Below are 14,906 nucleotides of genomic sequence, written 5' to 3'. Positions count from 1 at the left end.
AAGGATTTTTATGATTAGAATAATGGTAGTTGATGACGAACTTGATGTAGAGCCTCTTTTTAATCAAAAGTTCAGGAAAGAAATTAGAGAGGGACTTCTCCATTTTCATTTTACTTTTTCTGCAGAAGATGCATTGGAATATTTAAAGAGTGCAACTGCCGCCGATCTTGTTTTAATTTTATCGGATATAAATATGCCCGGACTAAGCGGTATTGAGCTTCTGCGAATACTCAAAGAACAATATGCTTACTTAAAAGTTTTTATGGTTACAGCTTACGATGATAAAGAAAAGTATGAGCAGTCAATGAAATATGGTGCAGAGGAATATTTAACTAAACCAATAGATTTTGAAAAATTAAAAACAGAGATCCTTTCGCTAAAAAAAAGAGATTAACATGATTGAAAAAATGCTTGTAGTAGATGATGAACCAGATCTCGAATCAATGATCCGGCAAAAATTCAGAAAGAAAATAAATGAGGGTAGATACGAATTCGTTTTTGCGAGTAATGGATTGGAAGCTTTGAGCAGACTTCTTGAGCACAAAGATATTGGTATTGTTTTAAGCGATATAAACATGCCCGAAATGGATGGATTAACTCTTCTGGCTAAATTAAATGAATTGAGAAATCCTGCTCTTAGAACTGTGATCGTTTCTGCTTATGGTGACATGGATAATATTAGAACCGCAATGAATAGGGGCGCTTACGATTTTGTTACAAAGCCGATTGATTTTATTGACCTGGAAACTACAATTGAAAAAACTATCAAAGAACTTGAAACGATAAGAAGCGCAATAGCAGAACATGACAAACTAATTGCAATGCAAACTGATCTTGATACTGCTAGGAATATTCAATCTGCAATTCTGCCCAAAAAATTTCCACCATTCCCGGAAATTAAAGAATTTGAGATTTTTGCCGCGATGGAACCCGCAAAAGAAGTGGGTGGTGATTTATATGATTTTTTCCTGCTTGATAATAATCGGGTTGGATTTGTTATTGGCGATGTATCCGGGAAAGGGGTACCCGCAGCTATTTTTATGGCAGTAAGCCGAACATTAATCAGGGCAACCGCGTTGAAAGGAATTCCTCCGGAAGAGTGCCTAACCTATGTCAATCACTTGTTATGTAATGAAAGTGTAGCGTCAATGTTTGTTACCGTATTTTATGGAGTGCTCGATTATAAAAAAGGAACGCTCATCTATGCAAATGGAGGGCACAATCCACCATATATCTTATCGAAAGAGGGAGAATTAAAAGCTTTGGAATTAACCGGCGGACTTGCATTAGGTGTTGTTGATGGGATTGGATATAAAAGTAAATCGGTACAGATTGCAAATGGTGATTTAATTTACTTATATACCGATGGAGTGACAGAAGCCATGAACAAAGATTATGAACTATATTCTGATGAGCGCTTGGAATTGCTGATTAAAGAAAATTGCGGAATAAATGTAAATGATATTGTGAGCCGTACTCTTGATGATATTAAAATTCATGCAGATGGCGAGGTCCAATCGGATGATATTACAATATTGGCAGTTAAATATTTATAAACTGATTATGTCCTTCAATTAATACAATATTCAATGAAAGAAAATATAAAAGCGGAAGGTATAGAAATAATTGCTGATCGAGAAAATTTTTATCAGTTCATATTTTTTATTGAAAATTATTTAGCAAAAATTGAAATCACCAAAGAGGTAAAATCGAATATTCTTCTGGCAGCTGAAGAAATCATAATAAATATAATTTACTACGCCTACGAAAAAGAAAAAGGTACAATTGCAATTAATTTATGGCACGATGAAAACAGTATATACCTAAATTTTACTGATTATGGAAAGCCTTTTAATCCATTGGAGTTGCAGGAAACAGATGTTTCTCTACCGATCGATGAAAGGGGTGATGGTGGCTATGGGATTTTAATTGTAAAAAAAATTATGGATTCAGTTAATTACGAATATCGTAACGGTAAGAATTCAATCACTTTAATAAAGTATATCAATAAATAATTCAGCATCCGGATAATATCATGTTCAGAATAAAAGATAATAGAATTAAATATTTCACTTCAATAATACTTTTGTGCATACTCATTTCATGCAGTAGTAAAAATAAACAAATCACTAAACTTGATGACGCAGCAAATAGTAAAATTGGAGTTATGACCGGCACTACAGGCGAACAACTTGCAATTAAAAGATTTCCTAACGCAGAAGTTAAAAGTTTTGATGATATAATGGATGCGGTTGCGGCGTTAAAATCGGGACAGATAAATGCTGTAATTACAGGGTATCCCGCGGCAATGAACGTAAGCAAAAGAAATGATGATCTGTTTTATCTCGATGAAGCAGTTGATTATGAGAACACAGCCATCGCAATCAGAAAGGGAAATCCTGAATTACTGAATCAACTTAATAATTTTATAACTGAACTTAAAAATAACGGCACTCTCGCAGATATGAAGAGGAGATGGTTCAAAACCGATTTTTCTCCTTATGAAGTACCCAATATTGAAATTCCCGAAAAAGGGGAAGTGCTTAAAGTCGGTGTGAGCGCAACTAGAGAACCTTTCTGTTTTCTTGATGCCGATAAAAATGTTTCCGGACATGATGGTGAACTGGCTCGGAGAGTATCGGTTAAATTAAACAGACCAATTCAGTTTGTGGATATGAAATTCTCCGCGCTAATTACCGCACTCCAATCGGGTAAAATTGATATAATTATTACAGGAATGACGGCTACAGAAGAAAGAAGTAAATCTGTTGATTTCACTGAATCGTACTTCCTCAATTCTCAAGTAATGCTTGTTAAAAAAGGAGACGAAGACCAACTTAAGTATGACGAACAAATAAATAAATTAAGTTCTGTAAATGATGTAAAGGATAAAAAAATTGGAGTACTACTCGGCTCGGTTCATGATACCTATGCGATTAAAAATTATCCCAACGCAACAATATTGCAGTATAAAAGCCCTTCTGAAATTCTGCTTGCGGTAAAATCACAAAAAGTTGATGCGGCGTTTTATACAACCGAAACATTGAGAGAAATGATTCGATCCGATAACGAAATAAAAATATTGGGAGATACACTTTTTGCAGTTCCTATAGGGATGGGTTTTAATAAAGAGAATACCAAATTAAGAGAACAGTTTAATTCATTTCTTCGATTAATAAAGAGTAATGGCGAATATCAGGAGATGGTCAATCGTTGGCTTATTAATGGTGAATATGAAATGCCGGAACTCAAAAAAACTATAACTAGCGGTACCCTTGTTGTTGGTACGGTGAGCGATAAAGGATTGCCATTTACTGTAATTCAAGATGGAAAGATGATCGGGTTCGATATTGAATTGGTTGAAAGATTTGCATCACATATCGGGAAAGAATTAAAGCTAGTTGATATGGAATTCGGGAGTTTGATAATTGCGGCGGCATCAAAAAAAATAGATATGATTGCCAGTACTTTAATGATTACCGAGGAGAGAAAAAAGCAGATTGATTTTTCTGATGTTTACTATAAACTGGGGGCGAGCATTTTTGCATTATCAAAGAACATTAGTGAAAAAAGTATTCCCCGTCTAAAAACTCTTGATGATATTGCCGACAAGAAAGTTGGAGTATATGCGGGAACAGTCCACGATGGTTTTGTGATGGAAAAATATCCAAAGGCTGAAATTTTTAGATATAATAGTACGCCGGATATGATCCTCGCTTTAAAAACCGGTAAGATTGATGTCTCTTTCTTTGATTACTACAGCGCCGGTATAATATTGAAAGATAATGAAGAAATTGGAATTTTATCCGAAGAGGCGTTAGATCTCCCCCTCGGAATCGGATTCAGTAAAAACAAACCCGAGCTTACTAAAAAGTTTAATAATTTTTTAAAGATGGTGAAGGCAAACGGCAAATTTGATGAGATGTACAAAAAGTGGTTTCAGGATGATATTGAAAAAGCGAAGATGCCTGAGTTTCCCCAAAAACAATATTCGAACAAACTCACTTTAGGAGTATCTGTAGCTGATCTTCCCTATTCCGCTTTTGTTAATGGTGAATATGTTGGCTTTGATATTGAGTTGTTAAAGACATTTGCCGACCATGAAAATATTGAATTGAAAATTATTACTATGGATTTCTCTGCACTAGTTGCAGCACTTGCCGCGGGTAAAGTTGATATGATTGCCGATGGAATTAGCATTACCGAAGAACGAGCCAGGCAAGTTGATTTCTCCGATAAATACCTTGATTTCAGAACTGCTGTACTCGCATTAAAGAGCAATATGGGGCATGAAGTAAATTCAGAAAAATTAACTAATACTATTTCTTTCTTTGAATCGATAAGAAATAGTTTCACCAACAATATTATTGTAGAAAAGCGTTACCTGTTAATAATTGACGGTTTGCGAACCACGGCAATAATATCACTATTATCAATTCTCTTTGGATCAATTCTGGGAAGTTTTATTTGCTACATGCGAATGGCGAAAAAGAAAATTTTGCTTATTCCGGCTAAGATATATATATCACTCTTACGTGGAACCCCGGTTTTAGTTGTATTGATGATAATTTTCTATGTTGTATTTGCCTCAGTTGATATTGATCCGGTGATTGTTGCGGTCGTAGCATTTGGGATGAATTTTGCCGCATATGTCTCGGAAATGTTTAGAACCGGCATTGAAGGTGTTGATAGTGGACAATCTGAAGCTGGCATTGCAATGGGTTTTACAAAAATCGAAACGTTTATTTTTATAGTTCTGCCGCAAGCGGCGAGAAGAATTTTAACTGTTTATAAAGGAGAGGTAATTTCATTGGTGAAAATGACGTCAATTGTAGGTTACATCGCGGTTCAAGATTTAACCAAGGCAAGCGATATAATTAGAAGCAGAACTTTTGATGCGTTCTTTCCATTAATAATGGTTGCTGTACTATACTTTCTAATTTCATGGTTGCTTATGCTTGTACTCGGTTATGTTGAACGGTTGGCTGATCCGAAAACTAAACTAAGGCGGAGTTTATAATATGATTAAAGTTGAAAAACTCGGCAAAAAATTTGGCAATCTAACAGTGCTTAATGAAATCAACCTGGAAATTCACAAGGGGGAAGTAATTTCTATTATTGGTCCATCCGGTACCGGAAAAAGTACTTTCTTGAGATGTCTAAATTTGCTTGAAACTCCAACTCATGGAAAAATATTTATTGATAATGTAGATATCCTCAATAAAAGTACAAACGTTCCTAAACTGCGCCAAAAAATGGGAATGGTATTTCAATCGTTTAATTTATTTTCGCATTTAAGTGTCTTGGATAATCTAACTATAGGACCAATAAAACTTTTAAATAAAAGTAAGGAAGATGCGGAGGTTAAAGCAAAGGAACTGCTAAAGATGGTTGGACTGGCTGAAAAAGCATATAGTTTTGCCGATGAACTTTCGGGCGGTCAGAAGCAAAGAGTAGCTATCGCCAGATGTCTATCAATGGATCCGGAAATAATTCTTTTTGATGAGCCCACTTCGGCTCTAGATCCAACTATGGTGAGCGAGGTATTAGCCGTAATTAGAAGACTCGCAAAAGAGGGAATGACTTTGGCAATTGTTACTCATGAAATGGATTTCGCGCGCGATGTATCAAACCGGGTTCTATATATGGATGATGGTTTTATATATGAAGAAGGTTCACCAAAACAAATATTCGAAAATCCGCAGCGAGAAAAGACGAAAGCATTTATAAATAGAATAAGAAGTTTTAATTATCAAATCCGAAGTGCCGATTATGATCTTTATTCGATGAATGCTGAGATTCAGCAGTTCTGCGAAAAGCATGTGCTCTCAAAGAAAGTTATTAACAATGTTATTCTTCTTTTAGAAGAATTGCTTGCTGTAAATAATTCGGTATCCAAAGAGATAAATATTAACCTTACTTTATCCTATTCCGAAAAACATAATAGTTTAGAAATTACATTCGACTCTGGCGGTTGTGATAATAATATTCTAGAGGATTCAGCAGCAGACGAACTTAGCATATCAATTATTAAAGGAATAACACAATCAATAAATTATGACAGAATAAACGAGCGAAACATTCTCACTATTTCTATAAATGTGGGTTCATAGATTTTTATTAACCGAATGAAAGGAATTAAATGAATATTACTAAAACTAAAAACGGGTCTAATCTAGTTCTTTGTTTAACAGGCAGAATAGACACAATCACCTGTAATCTCTTGAATGAGGAGATTGATAATTTTTTCAATGAGAATTGCCAAAAACTGGTGTTGGATTTTTCTGAGGTAGATTATATAAGCAGTGCCGGATTAAGAGTAATCTTAGCCGCCCAGAAAAAAGTCTCATCGAGTAATCTGGAATTTGAACTGACGAACATGAGTGATGCGATAAAGAACATTTTTAATATTACAGGGTTTTCTCAAATAGTTAAAATAGTTTAATGATTCAACTCTCATCAAATTAGCGGAATTCCAAATGAGTAATTATGTTATTAGAAATATGACGATTGATGAAGTAAAAAATATTGCCGTTGAATGGGCGGCTGTCGAGGGATGGAATCCTGGGCTTTATGATTATTTGGCATTTTATAATTGTGACCCGAATGGATTCTTTGTTGGCCTACTAGATAATATTCCAATCGCTTGCATTTCCGCAATATCTTATGAAGGAAAGTTTGGATTCATCGGGTTTTATATTGTAAAACCGGAGTTTCGTGGAATGGGCTATGGGTTAAAAGTATGGAATAAAGGAATTGAATATTTGAGTAATCACAACATTGGACTCGATGGTGTTGTAGCTCAACAATCCAACTATGCAAAATCCGGATTCAAACTAGCCTACAGCAACATCCGTTATGAGGGAAGGGCGAACGCAATGAGTATAAAGAATAATAATATTTTCCCATTTACAAATGAACATTTTAATACACTCGTTGAATATGATAATAATTTTTTTCCGGTTCCAAGAAGAGATTTTCTAAAACACTGGTTCAATCTTACCGATTCAGCCACTTTTCTCTCCTTAGAAAATAATAAAATTACTGGCTGCGCAACTATAAGAAAATGTAGAGTTGGATATAAGGTGGGACCGTTATTTGCTGAAACTTATGAAATTGCGGAATCTTTATTCGCGGCATGCAATAATTTTGCTGAAGCAGGTTCACCAATATATCTTGATACTCCCGAAGTGAATTTTAGTGCTGTAAGCCTTGCGGAAGAAAATGATATGAAACAAGTTTTTGGAACCGCAAGGATGTACACCAAGGAAATTCCAAATATAAATATAGATCGGATATACGGAGTTACAACATTCGAGTTAGGATAGAAATAAAATACTATTGTGATTTTAACACTACATTCCAAGCTCGAATGTACCATTCGCTAATTAATCCATTAATCACATATGGATCATTTTTCGCAAATTCTTGAGGAATGGTTTCAGTCTCACAATTGAAAACTAATGCGGCTCCATCAACCGGATTATCGAAAGCACCAGCCATTATTAACTCGCCTCTTTTTACATATTCTTGAGCGTATGCTAAATGCATTACTCTAAAGGGTGCCCGCCTTTCAACATAATTCTCTACTGTTTTATAAAATAATATGTAGTGCATGATATTAATTTCTTAAAAAGATTTATTTATAAAAACGCTGTTACTTGTTTTCTTTGTTTTCCCATTTCTTGTTCAATTCCTCTTTTTGCTTTTTTAATTCTTCGATCTTGAGATCAGTTTTCTCTTCCTGCAGTTTTATCTCCTTTTCGAGTAATTCGTTTAATTCCTGGCGTAGCTTAATTTGATCCTCTTTCATCAAGACTAATTTCTCTTCAAGACTTTTAATTTCTTTTTCCAAATTTTGTTCACGGGCTATGAGAGAATTAATATTTGCAATATCAGGAGCTACTTGCACCTTTGGTTTTGGTTTGTACTTCTGGCGCGCGATCTCAATTGTTTTCTGAGATTGGGCGGAAATTGGCAGAGTTACAATTAGTAGGATAAAAAAGTATAGAAAATTCTTTTTCATTTTATCTCCAATTCAGTTGTAATCACAAAACTGCAAAGGTTGAAATCCCAAAATGCTTGGTATAAATTAGATTTTAATAATTAAGAAATCAAGGATGCTATTGTGTTACTTTTCGACAGTCGTGATGAAAGATTTTCTCTTTCTCAAAACTTAATATTTATTGTTATCTAGCTTTTCAAGCCAAATTGAGGTAAATGTGGTTTATATCTTAAATATATTTATCTTTACAAATAAAATTGAAGCGGGGAAACCTCTTAATGCGTAAAACTAAAGTTGTGGTGACCGGTGGAGCCGGTTTTATTGGAAGTCACATTGTTGAATATTGGCTGAGCGAAGGAGCCGAAGTGCACATAATTGATAATCTTCGGTCCGGATTTATCTCAAATGTTGTTCTTTTTCCAGATGCTGCATTTCACTATGGAAGTATTACTGATAAAAGTTTGGTTGATGAAGTATTTAAAGATGCCGATTATGTTCATCATCTTGCCGCATTAATTTCTGTTCCGGAATCGGTAGAAAGACCATATGAATGTATAGAAATTAATTTAATTGGTTTGTTGAATGTTTTAGAAGCGTCAAGAAAATTTGGTGTTAAAAAAATCGTACTCAGTAGTTCAGCCGCGGTTTATGGAGAAAATCCCGAATCACCAAAAACTACTAAAACCCTTCCCGCCCCAAAATCACCTTATGGTATTACAAAACTTGACGGTGAATATTATCTGAATATGTATAAAGAATTATATGGACTCGGCGCTGTATCTTTAAGATATTTTAATGTGTTTGGTCCGAGACAAGATCCCAAAAGCCAATACGCCGCCGCAGTCCCAATTTTTATCACAAAAGCGTTGAAGGATGACCCGATTACAATTTATGGCGATGGCGAACAAACTCGGGATTTTATTTTTGTTAAAGATGTAGTGCAGGCGAATATTTTGGCAGCTAAGAATGAAGATGTGAACGGAGTTTTTAATGTGGCTCTCGGAAATTCAACTTCGATTAAAACTCTCGCTGAAACGATTATTAGTTTAACAGAAAGCAAAAGCGATATTCATTTTCATTCTGAGAGAAAAGGGGATATTAAACATAGCCTTGCCGACATTCAAAAGATTAAAAAGGAATTAAATTTTAATCCTAATTTTGATTTAGAATCATCCCTTAAACTCACTATTGATTATTTTAAACAAATAGGGATCTGATTTCTCAAATCCCTATCGCTTTCCAAACTATTTTACTTGAGGTAATCTACCCGGTGTCCAAGGCGCATTTATTTTTTCTAATTCTGTTTCAATTGCCTTTAGATCATTCTCTTTAATCTTTTTAAGATTATCTAAAACCGGTTGAATTTCTTCTCTTAATACTTCATATGCCACTTTTTGATTCTTTGTAACATTAGATGTCGAACGGCTTTGAGTATAGAGTAAAGTGCTGAGTCTGCTATTGTAACTTGGAGTTGTTGGAGGTGTTTCTTCAGCACTTGCTTTTTGCGGAGGACCGGAGAACTTAAATTTAATATCGCGAAGTTCATCCGAAATTTTTTCCGTTCTGCTCAGTAAATCAAAATTGGCTAATGGCGCATTATTAATTGTTTGTTTGATTGTCTCAAATTTAATTATCAGTTCATCTGTTAATCTTCCAGCCCCTATTATTGTCCTTGCGAGTTCTGCTGCTTTTCTATGATAATTAACATATTCCTCTCTGTTAGCAGCGGGGAGTGTAGTATTGTTTAACGATTTCACTATAAATTCAGCACCACTTGCTAATACTTTTTCGGTTCCTCTACTAATTAATGATATATCAACTGAATACTTACCGGGCATAGCGAGGAAGCCGCTATTTTGTTTTGCTGAAGGATCAAATTTGTTATCCTTTACTGAAACCGGCATGTGACTCTCATATCGTAAGTCCCACGCAATTCTGTTTATTCCGGCGGAAGCCTTTTGAGTAATCTTCTTTACTACATATCCATCCGTATCTTTAATAGAGAAAATTAAATATGGTGGCTTTTCATTTTCTTCAGCTAACAATTCATCAGTCGATGGTTGCGGAATTGGTTTACCTGTTTTAAATAGTTCTTTTTCCTTTTCCTTCCTTTCGGCTTTCAGTGTTTTAGGAACTTCCTTTAAATAATATGTTAATGTTGCCCCATATTCGGGATTAGGTGCTTTATAATAAGTTGAACCTTGTCCATATCGTCCACCTTCAAAAATAAATTGCGACGCATCTTTAATTGTAAACAAATGAAATTCTTTTTCAGCCGCCTCTCTGGATATTTCTCTTAGTGGTGAATAATTATCAAGTACAAAAAATCCCCTACCAAATGAAGCAAGAACTAAATCATTCTCTCTTTTCTGAATTGCGATATCACAAATCTTTACTTTCGGTAATCCATTTTGAAGATTAATCCATTTTTCTCCTCCATCAATACTGAAATAAAAACCCCACTCAGTACCAACAAAAAGTAAATTTGGATTTATAAAATCCTGCTCGATAGTATTGACTGCGCCATCTATAGGCAAATTTGCCGCAATAGATTTCCATGTTTTTCCTTTATCAATGCTTTTCAATACATAAGGCTTAAAATCATCACGCTTGTGATTGTTAAATGTTATATATACTGTGCTCGCGTCAAATTTATCGGGAAGAATATCACTCACAAGTGTAAATTTAGGAACACCCGGAAATTCAGATACTTTTTGCCACGATTTTGCATCCTCACTAATCTGAAGCAGTCCATCATCGGTCCCGGCGAATAAAAGGTTTTCTTTTAGTGGAGATTCCGCAAATGCAACAACCAATCCAAACAATGAAGTACTTACATCTTTGGCAACCGCGTCAATACTCCAATATTTCCCCATAACAGGAAATGAGTTGCGGTCAGTCTGAGTTGATAAATCATCACTGATTACTGTCCAGCTGTCACCTCTGTCATCACTTCTGAATACTCTCTCGGCGGCAGTGTATAATCTGGTTGGAGAATGGGGACTAATAATTAAAGGAGTATCCCAGTACCATTTATAAGTCTTTTCACCTTTACCCGGCTCGGGTCTAATATCAACAGCTTCTCTACTTTTTTTGTCATACCTAACCATCCCACCATATTGAGATTCGGCGTATACAATATTAGGATCATTTGGATCTATAGCAGTCCAGAATCCGTCACCTCCATTGGTAACATACCAATCACTATTTACAATTCCATCGGCGTTTATTGTTTGAGAAGGGCCACCGAAACTATTGTTATCTTGTGTCCCACCATAAATATTATAGAATGGTTCTGCATTATCTACATTTACTCTATAAAATTGTGTTACAGGTAAATTTTCCTTAAAGTCAAAGTGTATTCCACTGTCAAAAGTTTCGTAAACTCCTCCGTCACCACCAATCAAAAAATGATTTGCATTATTGGGATTAATCCACATAGCGTGATCATCCACATGTCTCTGATTATTGCTTATCCTTCTCCATGTTTTACCAGCATCTTCAGTTACGTGGGAATAAGTTTCTACGGAATAAACTTTATCAACATTTACTGGATCGCAAAAAATTTCATTATAATATTGACCCGATTCATGATGATCGCTCATTTTTTCCCAGGAAGCTCCTCTGTTTACCGTTCTGTAAAATCCACTTCCATTTTCTGCGGCTTGAACAATTAAGTAAAGTACATCGGGATTAACAGGAGAAATAGCTATACCCATTCCTCCAATATCAGAGGAGGGAAGTCCTTTCATAATTTTATTCCAAGTAGTGCCTCCATCAACAGATTTGTAAACAGCCGATTCGGGTCCGCCTCCAATTTTGGTAAAGATGTGGCGTCTTCGTTGCTCAGATGTAGCATATAATACATTTGGATCCCGTGGATCCATAACAACATTATTTATCCCGGTATCTTCACTTATGTAAAGTGATTTAATCCAGGTTTTACCGCCGTCTATAGTTTTATATAAACCTCTATCGCCTCCGGAACCCCAGGCAGATCCTTCAGCAGCAACATAAACTATATCCGAATTTTTTGGATTGATAACAATTCCACCTATTTGGCGAGAATCTTTCAATCCCATAAAATTCCAACTTTGCCCACCATCAGTCGATTTATAAACCCCATTCCCGTAACCTAATGCGCGTTGATGATTATTTTCCCCGCTGCCAACCCAAACAACATTTGAGTTATTTGGATCCATAACTACAACACCAAGCGAATAGGGCAGTGTATCGGCAATCGCACTCCAGGTAATTCCAGCGTTTACTGTTTTCCATAAATGTCCACTTGAAGTGGCAACATAGTACTCGCTAAAATTATTTGGATTTACCGCGAAATCAGAAATTCTTCCGGATGTGAACGCCGGTCCAATACTCCTAAATTTCAAACCGCTAAAAATACTTTTTGAAATCAGCTCCTTTGGCTTTTTGTCGCTTTTATTCAAATCCTTTTGGGCAAAAAGATTTAAAAGTGGAAAAAGAGAAATAATCAGTAAAACACGTAACAACTTCATGTAAGTCTCCGTCTATTTAGTTGTTGAATTGTAAGTGTGTTGTGTATGAATTGAAAGTAAATAAATGTTTTTTTTGATATTTTGATATTATCATTGGCAAGCAATACTCTATTAATTTATCGAGTGTATGAACAAACCTATTAAAAAAATAATAATTATTCTATTAGCATTTTCAATTCTGCCGGTAATTTTTTGGGCAGTTCGAGATGCCGTGTCGCTTCGTGATGATGAACAGATGCTGCAATCTATATATAAGAATCAGCTAGAAACAATTTTGTTTTCTGTTAATCAATATTCCGATGATATTATAAGAAGCTGGGTATTAAAAATTGAATCTAGTATCTCGAATAGTGAGGAATCGATAATTAAAGAATTTATGGAAGAACATGCCTCTGTTAACTCAATTGTAATCACCGATACAAGCGGATTGAGTACTGTTGAGTGGACAAGTAAATCTGGTGTAATCATCTATAATAAAGTAATGGACAGAGCACTGATCGATAAAAACTCACAAACCATAGATTTACTGCTTCGAAATTTTAATTCCGGTTTCCAAAGAATAGCACCTATTGAAAGTGACTCGGCAGAATTACAGAATCTAATGATATTATTACAGAATAGACAAATCTGTATTATAGGACTGAGAAAAGAACAATTTGTTGATGAAATACTTGCGGCTAAAATTAGATTAATAGCACAAAGTAATATTTCGGCCTCGGTTTTTGATTCTAACACAAATAGAGTCGTTTTTTCTACTAACGGCAATAATACTGCTCCTCCCGAAGAATCAAATTTTTTATGGATCATTCCTTCATACAAAATAGGATTACAACTTACCGGTACATCCTTAAAGGAAATAATTGATGACCGTAATAAAGTTAATATAATTCTATTGATCACTCTTCTTGTTTTGATGATTGGAACTGCGGCATATCTTTATATCAATTTCAAAAAAGAAATAGAATTAGCCCAAATTAAAGCAGATTTTGTTGCTAATGTTTCGCACGAGCTTCGAACACCATTGTCATTGATTCAAATGTTTGCTGATACATTAGCACTTGGGAGAGTAAAGACTGAAGAGAAAAAATATGAGTATTATGAAATCTTAAGCAGGGAAACAGATAGACTAAGTAAAATTGTAAATAAGATTTTAAACTTTTCAAAAATTGAAGCCGGAAAGTGGAAATTTAATTTTGTTACTATCTCAATAAATGAAACGGTGCGAAATATTTATGATACCTATAAGTTTCATTTACAGAATAATGCTTGCACATTCTCAGTTAAATTCGGTGATGATCTGCCTCAAATATTAGGAGACAGTGAGGCCATATCTGAAGCAATAATTAACTTGATCGATAATGCCGTTAAGTTCAGTGGTGAGAATAAGCATATTGAAATAGAAACCGGCAGAGAGAATGAAAATATATTTGTTTCCGTTATTGATCATGGTATAGGAATCTCCGCAACTGACCAGAAAAAAATATTTGACAAATTTTTCAGAGTTTCTACCGGAAATGTTCATAATGTAAAAGGAACAGGGCTCGGTTTATCACTAGTAAAACACATTGTTGAAGCTCATAAAGGAAAAATAGAATTGAAAAGTGAAATTGGTAAGGGAACTACCATTAAGGTTCTTTTCCCAATAAAAATTAATGAGGTAAAAAAATGACAAAAATATTATTAGTTGAAGATGAACCAAATATGAGGTTGGGATTAAAAGATAATCTCGAGTTTGAGGGATATGAGGTTGATATTGCATGCGATGGGAAAGAAGGATACGATAAAGCTATTAATAATAAATATGACCTTATTCTGCTTGATGTAATGATGCCAAGGATGTCAGGGTTTGATGTTTGTAAAAACGCGAGATTAAATGGAATTAGAACCCCAATAATACTGCTAACAGCAAAAGGGGAAGAAGTTGATAAAATAATTGGACTTGAATTAGGAGCAGATGATTATATAACAAAACCATTTAGTATTAGAGAATTACTTGCACGAATTAAGGCTATTCTTAGAAGAACAACCCCAGATATATCTGAAGGAGTTATTAAAATTGGGCGGCTCGAAATTAATTTTTCATCATTTACTGCTTTTGATGAGGGCGTAGATATTTCATTATCACACCGTGAATTTGAGGTTCTAAAATACTTGTATGAAAATAAAAACCAGACTGTAAGCCGAGATAGTTTATTGAAAAATGTTTGGATGCAGGAAGCAACGACAACTCGTACGATTGATAACTTTATTTTAAAACTGCGTCAAAAAATCGAAACCGATCCAAATAATCCGAAGATAATTTTAACCGTTCACGGAATTGGTTATAAATTAATTCTTTAGTATAAAAAAATCTCCCTTTATGATTTGTGACATTTTGTGACAACTCT

General features: G+C 34.9%; 13 protein-coding genes. 10 read left to right on the top strand and 3 right to left on the bottom strand.

All coding sequences use genetic code 11. From position 1 onward, the window contains the following. The first annotated feature begins 10 nt into the window (after positions 1-10). From KF816_15005 to KF816_14975, 7 genes are read left to right on the top strand one after another with little or no spacing between them, the layout of a single operon-like run. Positions 11-394: a response regulator gene (locus KF816_15005; GenBank protein ID MBX3009328.1), complete on the top strand. Its 384-nt coding sequence runs from the start codon at positions 11-13 to the stop codon at positions 392-394. A 1-nt stretch (position 395) separates the two neighbouring features. Further along, entirely contained in the window at positions 396-1,556 is a 1,161-nt protein-coding gene (locus KF816_15000; GenBank protein MBX3009327.1) for a SpoIIE family protein phosphatase, read from the top strand. Positions 1,557-1,589: 33 nt separating this feature from the next. After that, positions 1,590-2,015, top strand: coding sequence for an ATP-binding protein (locus KF816_14995; GenBank protein MBX3009326.1), 426 nt, complete (start codon positions 1,590-1,592; stop codon positions 2,013-2,015). Between the two features lie 20 nt (positions 2,016-2,035). After that, positions 2,036-5,020 (top strand): ABC transporter permease subunit, encoded by a 2,985-nt coding sequence (locus KF816_14990; GenBank protein MBX3009325.1) that lies wholly within the window; start codon positions 2,036-2,038, stop codon positions 5,018-5,020. Between the two features lies 1 nt (position 5,021). Then, positions 5,022-6,113: an amino acid ABC transporter ATP-binding protein gene (locus tag KF816_14985; protein ID MBX3009324.1), complete on the top strand. Its 1,092-nt coding sequence runs from the start codon at positions 5,022-5,024 to the stop codon at positions 6,111-6,113. 29 nt (positions 6,114-6,142) lie between these two features. Continuing rightward, positions 6,143-6,445, top strand: a complete 303-nt coding sequence (locus tag KF816_14980; GenBank protein MBX3009323.1) for an STAS domain-containing protein — start codon at positions 6,143-6,145, stop codon at positions 6,443-6,445. Between the two features lie 34 nt (positions 6,446-6,479). After that, positions 6,480-7,328: a GNAT family N-acetyltransferase gene (locus KF816_14975; GenBank protein ID MBX3009322.1), complete on the top strand. Its 849-nt coding sequence runs from the start codon at positions 6,480-6,482 to the stop codon at positions 7,326-7,328. A 10-nt stretch (positions 7,329-7,338) separates the two neighbouring features. Here the strand turns inward: KF816_14975 and KF816_14970 are convergent, their stop codons facing one another. Both KF816_14970 and KF816_14965 read right to left on the bottom strand, forming a co-directional pair. After that, positions 7,339-7,617 carry a hypothetical protein gene (locus KF816_14970; GenBank protein MBX3009321.1) on the bottom strand — a complete coding sequence of 93 codons (279 nt, stop codon included), beginning with the start codon at positions 7,615-7,617 and terminating at the stop codon, positions 7,339-7,341. 40 nt (positions 7,618-7,657) lie between these two features. Next, positions 7,658-8,026: a hypothetical protein gene (locus KF816_14965; protein MBX3009320.1), complete on the bottom strand. Its 369-nt coding sequence runs from the start codon at positions 8,024-8,026 to the stop codon at positions 7,658-7,660. A 257-nt stretch (positions 8,027-8,283) separates the two neighbouring features. Between KF816_14965 and KF816_14960 the strand changes: the two genes are divergently transcribed. Then, a complete protein-coding gene (locus tag KF816_14960; protein MBX3009319.1) occupies positions 8,284-9,222 on the top strand; it encodes an SDR family oxidoreductase in 939 nt (312 codons plus the stop codon). A 27-nt stretch (positions 9,223-9,249) separates the two neighbouring features. On the opposite strand, the gene KF816_14955 is transcribed toward KF816_14960, so the two are convergent. Further along, complete coding sequence (locus tag KF816_14955; protein ID MBX3009318.1) at positions 9,250-12,519, bottom strand: glycosyl hydrolase; 3,270 nt, start codon at positions 12,517-12,519, stop codon at positions 9,250-9,252. A gap of 127 nt (positions 12,520-12,646) precedes the next feature. Here KF816_14955 and KF816_14950 point away from each other — a divergent pair, with 127 nt between their 5' ends. After that, entirely contained in the window at positions 12,647-14,188 is a 1,542-nt protein-coding gene (locus KF816_14950; GenBank protein ID MBX3009317.1) for a HAMP domain-containing histidine kinase, read from the top strand. Beyond that, the gene (locus tag KF816_14945; protein ID MBX3009316.1) at positions 14,185-14,859 is read left to right on the top strand and encodes a response regulator transcription factor; all 675 of its coding nucleotides are present in this window, start codon (positions 14,185-14,187) and stop codon (positions 14,857-14,859) included. The genes KF816_14950 and KF816_14945 overlap by 4 nt, the downstream gene beginning before the upstream one ends. The last annotated feature ends 47 nt before the right edge of the window (positions 14,860-14,906 follow it).

The organism is Melioribacteraceae bacterium, assembly GCA_019638015.1.
GTDB lineage: Bacteria > Bacteroidota > Ignavibacteria > Ignavibacteriales > Melioribacteraceae > JAHBUP01.
Note: the sequence above shows the minus strand (reverse complement) of the source record. Positions and strands in the feature narration are given on the sequence as shown.

Bases quoted from the DNA above. Each gene is read 5' to 3' on its own strand.
- KF816_15005 (MBX3009328.1), top strand. From the start codon at position 11: ATGATTAGAATAATGGTAGTTGATGACGAACTTGATGTAGAGCCTCTT.
- KF816_15000 (MBX3009327.1), top strand. From the start codon at position 396: ATGATTGAAAAAATGCTTGTAGTAGATGATGAACCAGATCTCGAATCA.
- KF816_14995 (MBX3009326.1), top strand. From the start codon at position 1,590: ATGAAAGAAAATATAAAAGCGGAAGGTATAGAAATAATTGCTGATCGA.
- KF816_14990 (MBX3009325.1), top strand. From the start codon at position 2,036: ATGTTCAGAATAAAAGATAATAGAATTAAATATTTCACTTCAATAATA.
- KF816_14985 (MBX3009324.1), top strand. From the start codon at position 5,022: ATGATTAAAGTTGAAAAACTCGGCAAAAAATTTGGCAATCTAACAGTG.
- KF816_14980 (MBX3009323.1), top strand. From the start codon at position 6,143: ATGAATATTACTAAAACTAAAAACGGGTCTAATCTAGTTCTTTGTTTA.
- KF816_14975 (MBX3009322.1), top strand. From the start codon at position 6,480: ATGAGTAATTATGTTATTAGAAATATGACGATTGATGAAGTAAAAAAT.
- KF816_14970 (MBX3009321.1), bottom strand. From the start codon at position 7,617: ATGCACTACATATTATTTTATAAAACAGTAGAGAATTATGTTGAAAGG.
- KF816_14965 (MBX3009320.1), bottom strand. From the start codon at position 8,026: ATGAAAAAGAATTTTCTATACTTTTTTATCCTACTAATTGTAACTCTG.
- KF816_14960 (MBX3009319.1), top strand. From the start codon at position 8,284: ATGCGTAAAACTAAAGTTGTGGTGACCGGTGGAGCCGGTTTTATTGGA.
- KF816_14955 (MBX3009318.1), bottom strand. From the start codon at position 12,519: ATGAAGTTGTTACGTGTTTTACTGATTATTTCTCTTTTTCCACTTTTA.
- KF816_14950 (MBX3009317.1), top strand. From the start codon at position 12,647: ATGAACAAACCTATTAAAAAAATAATAATTATTCTATTAGCATTTTCA.
- KF816_14945 (MBX3009316.1), top strand. From the start codon at position 14,185: ATGACAAAAATATTATTAGTTGAAGATGAACCAAATATGAGGTTGGGA.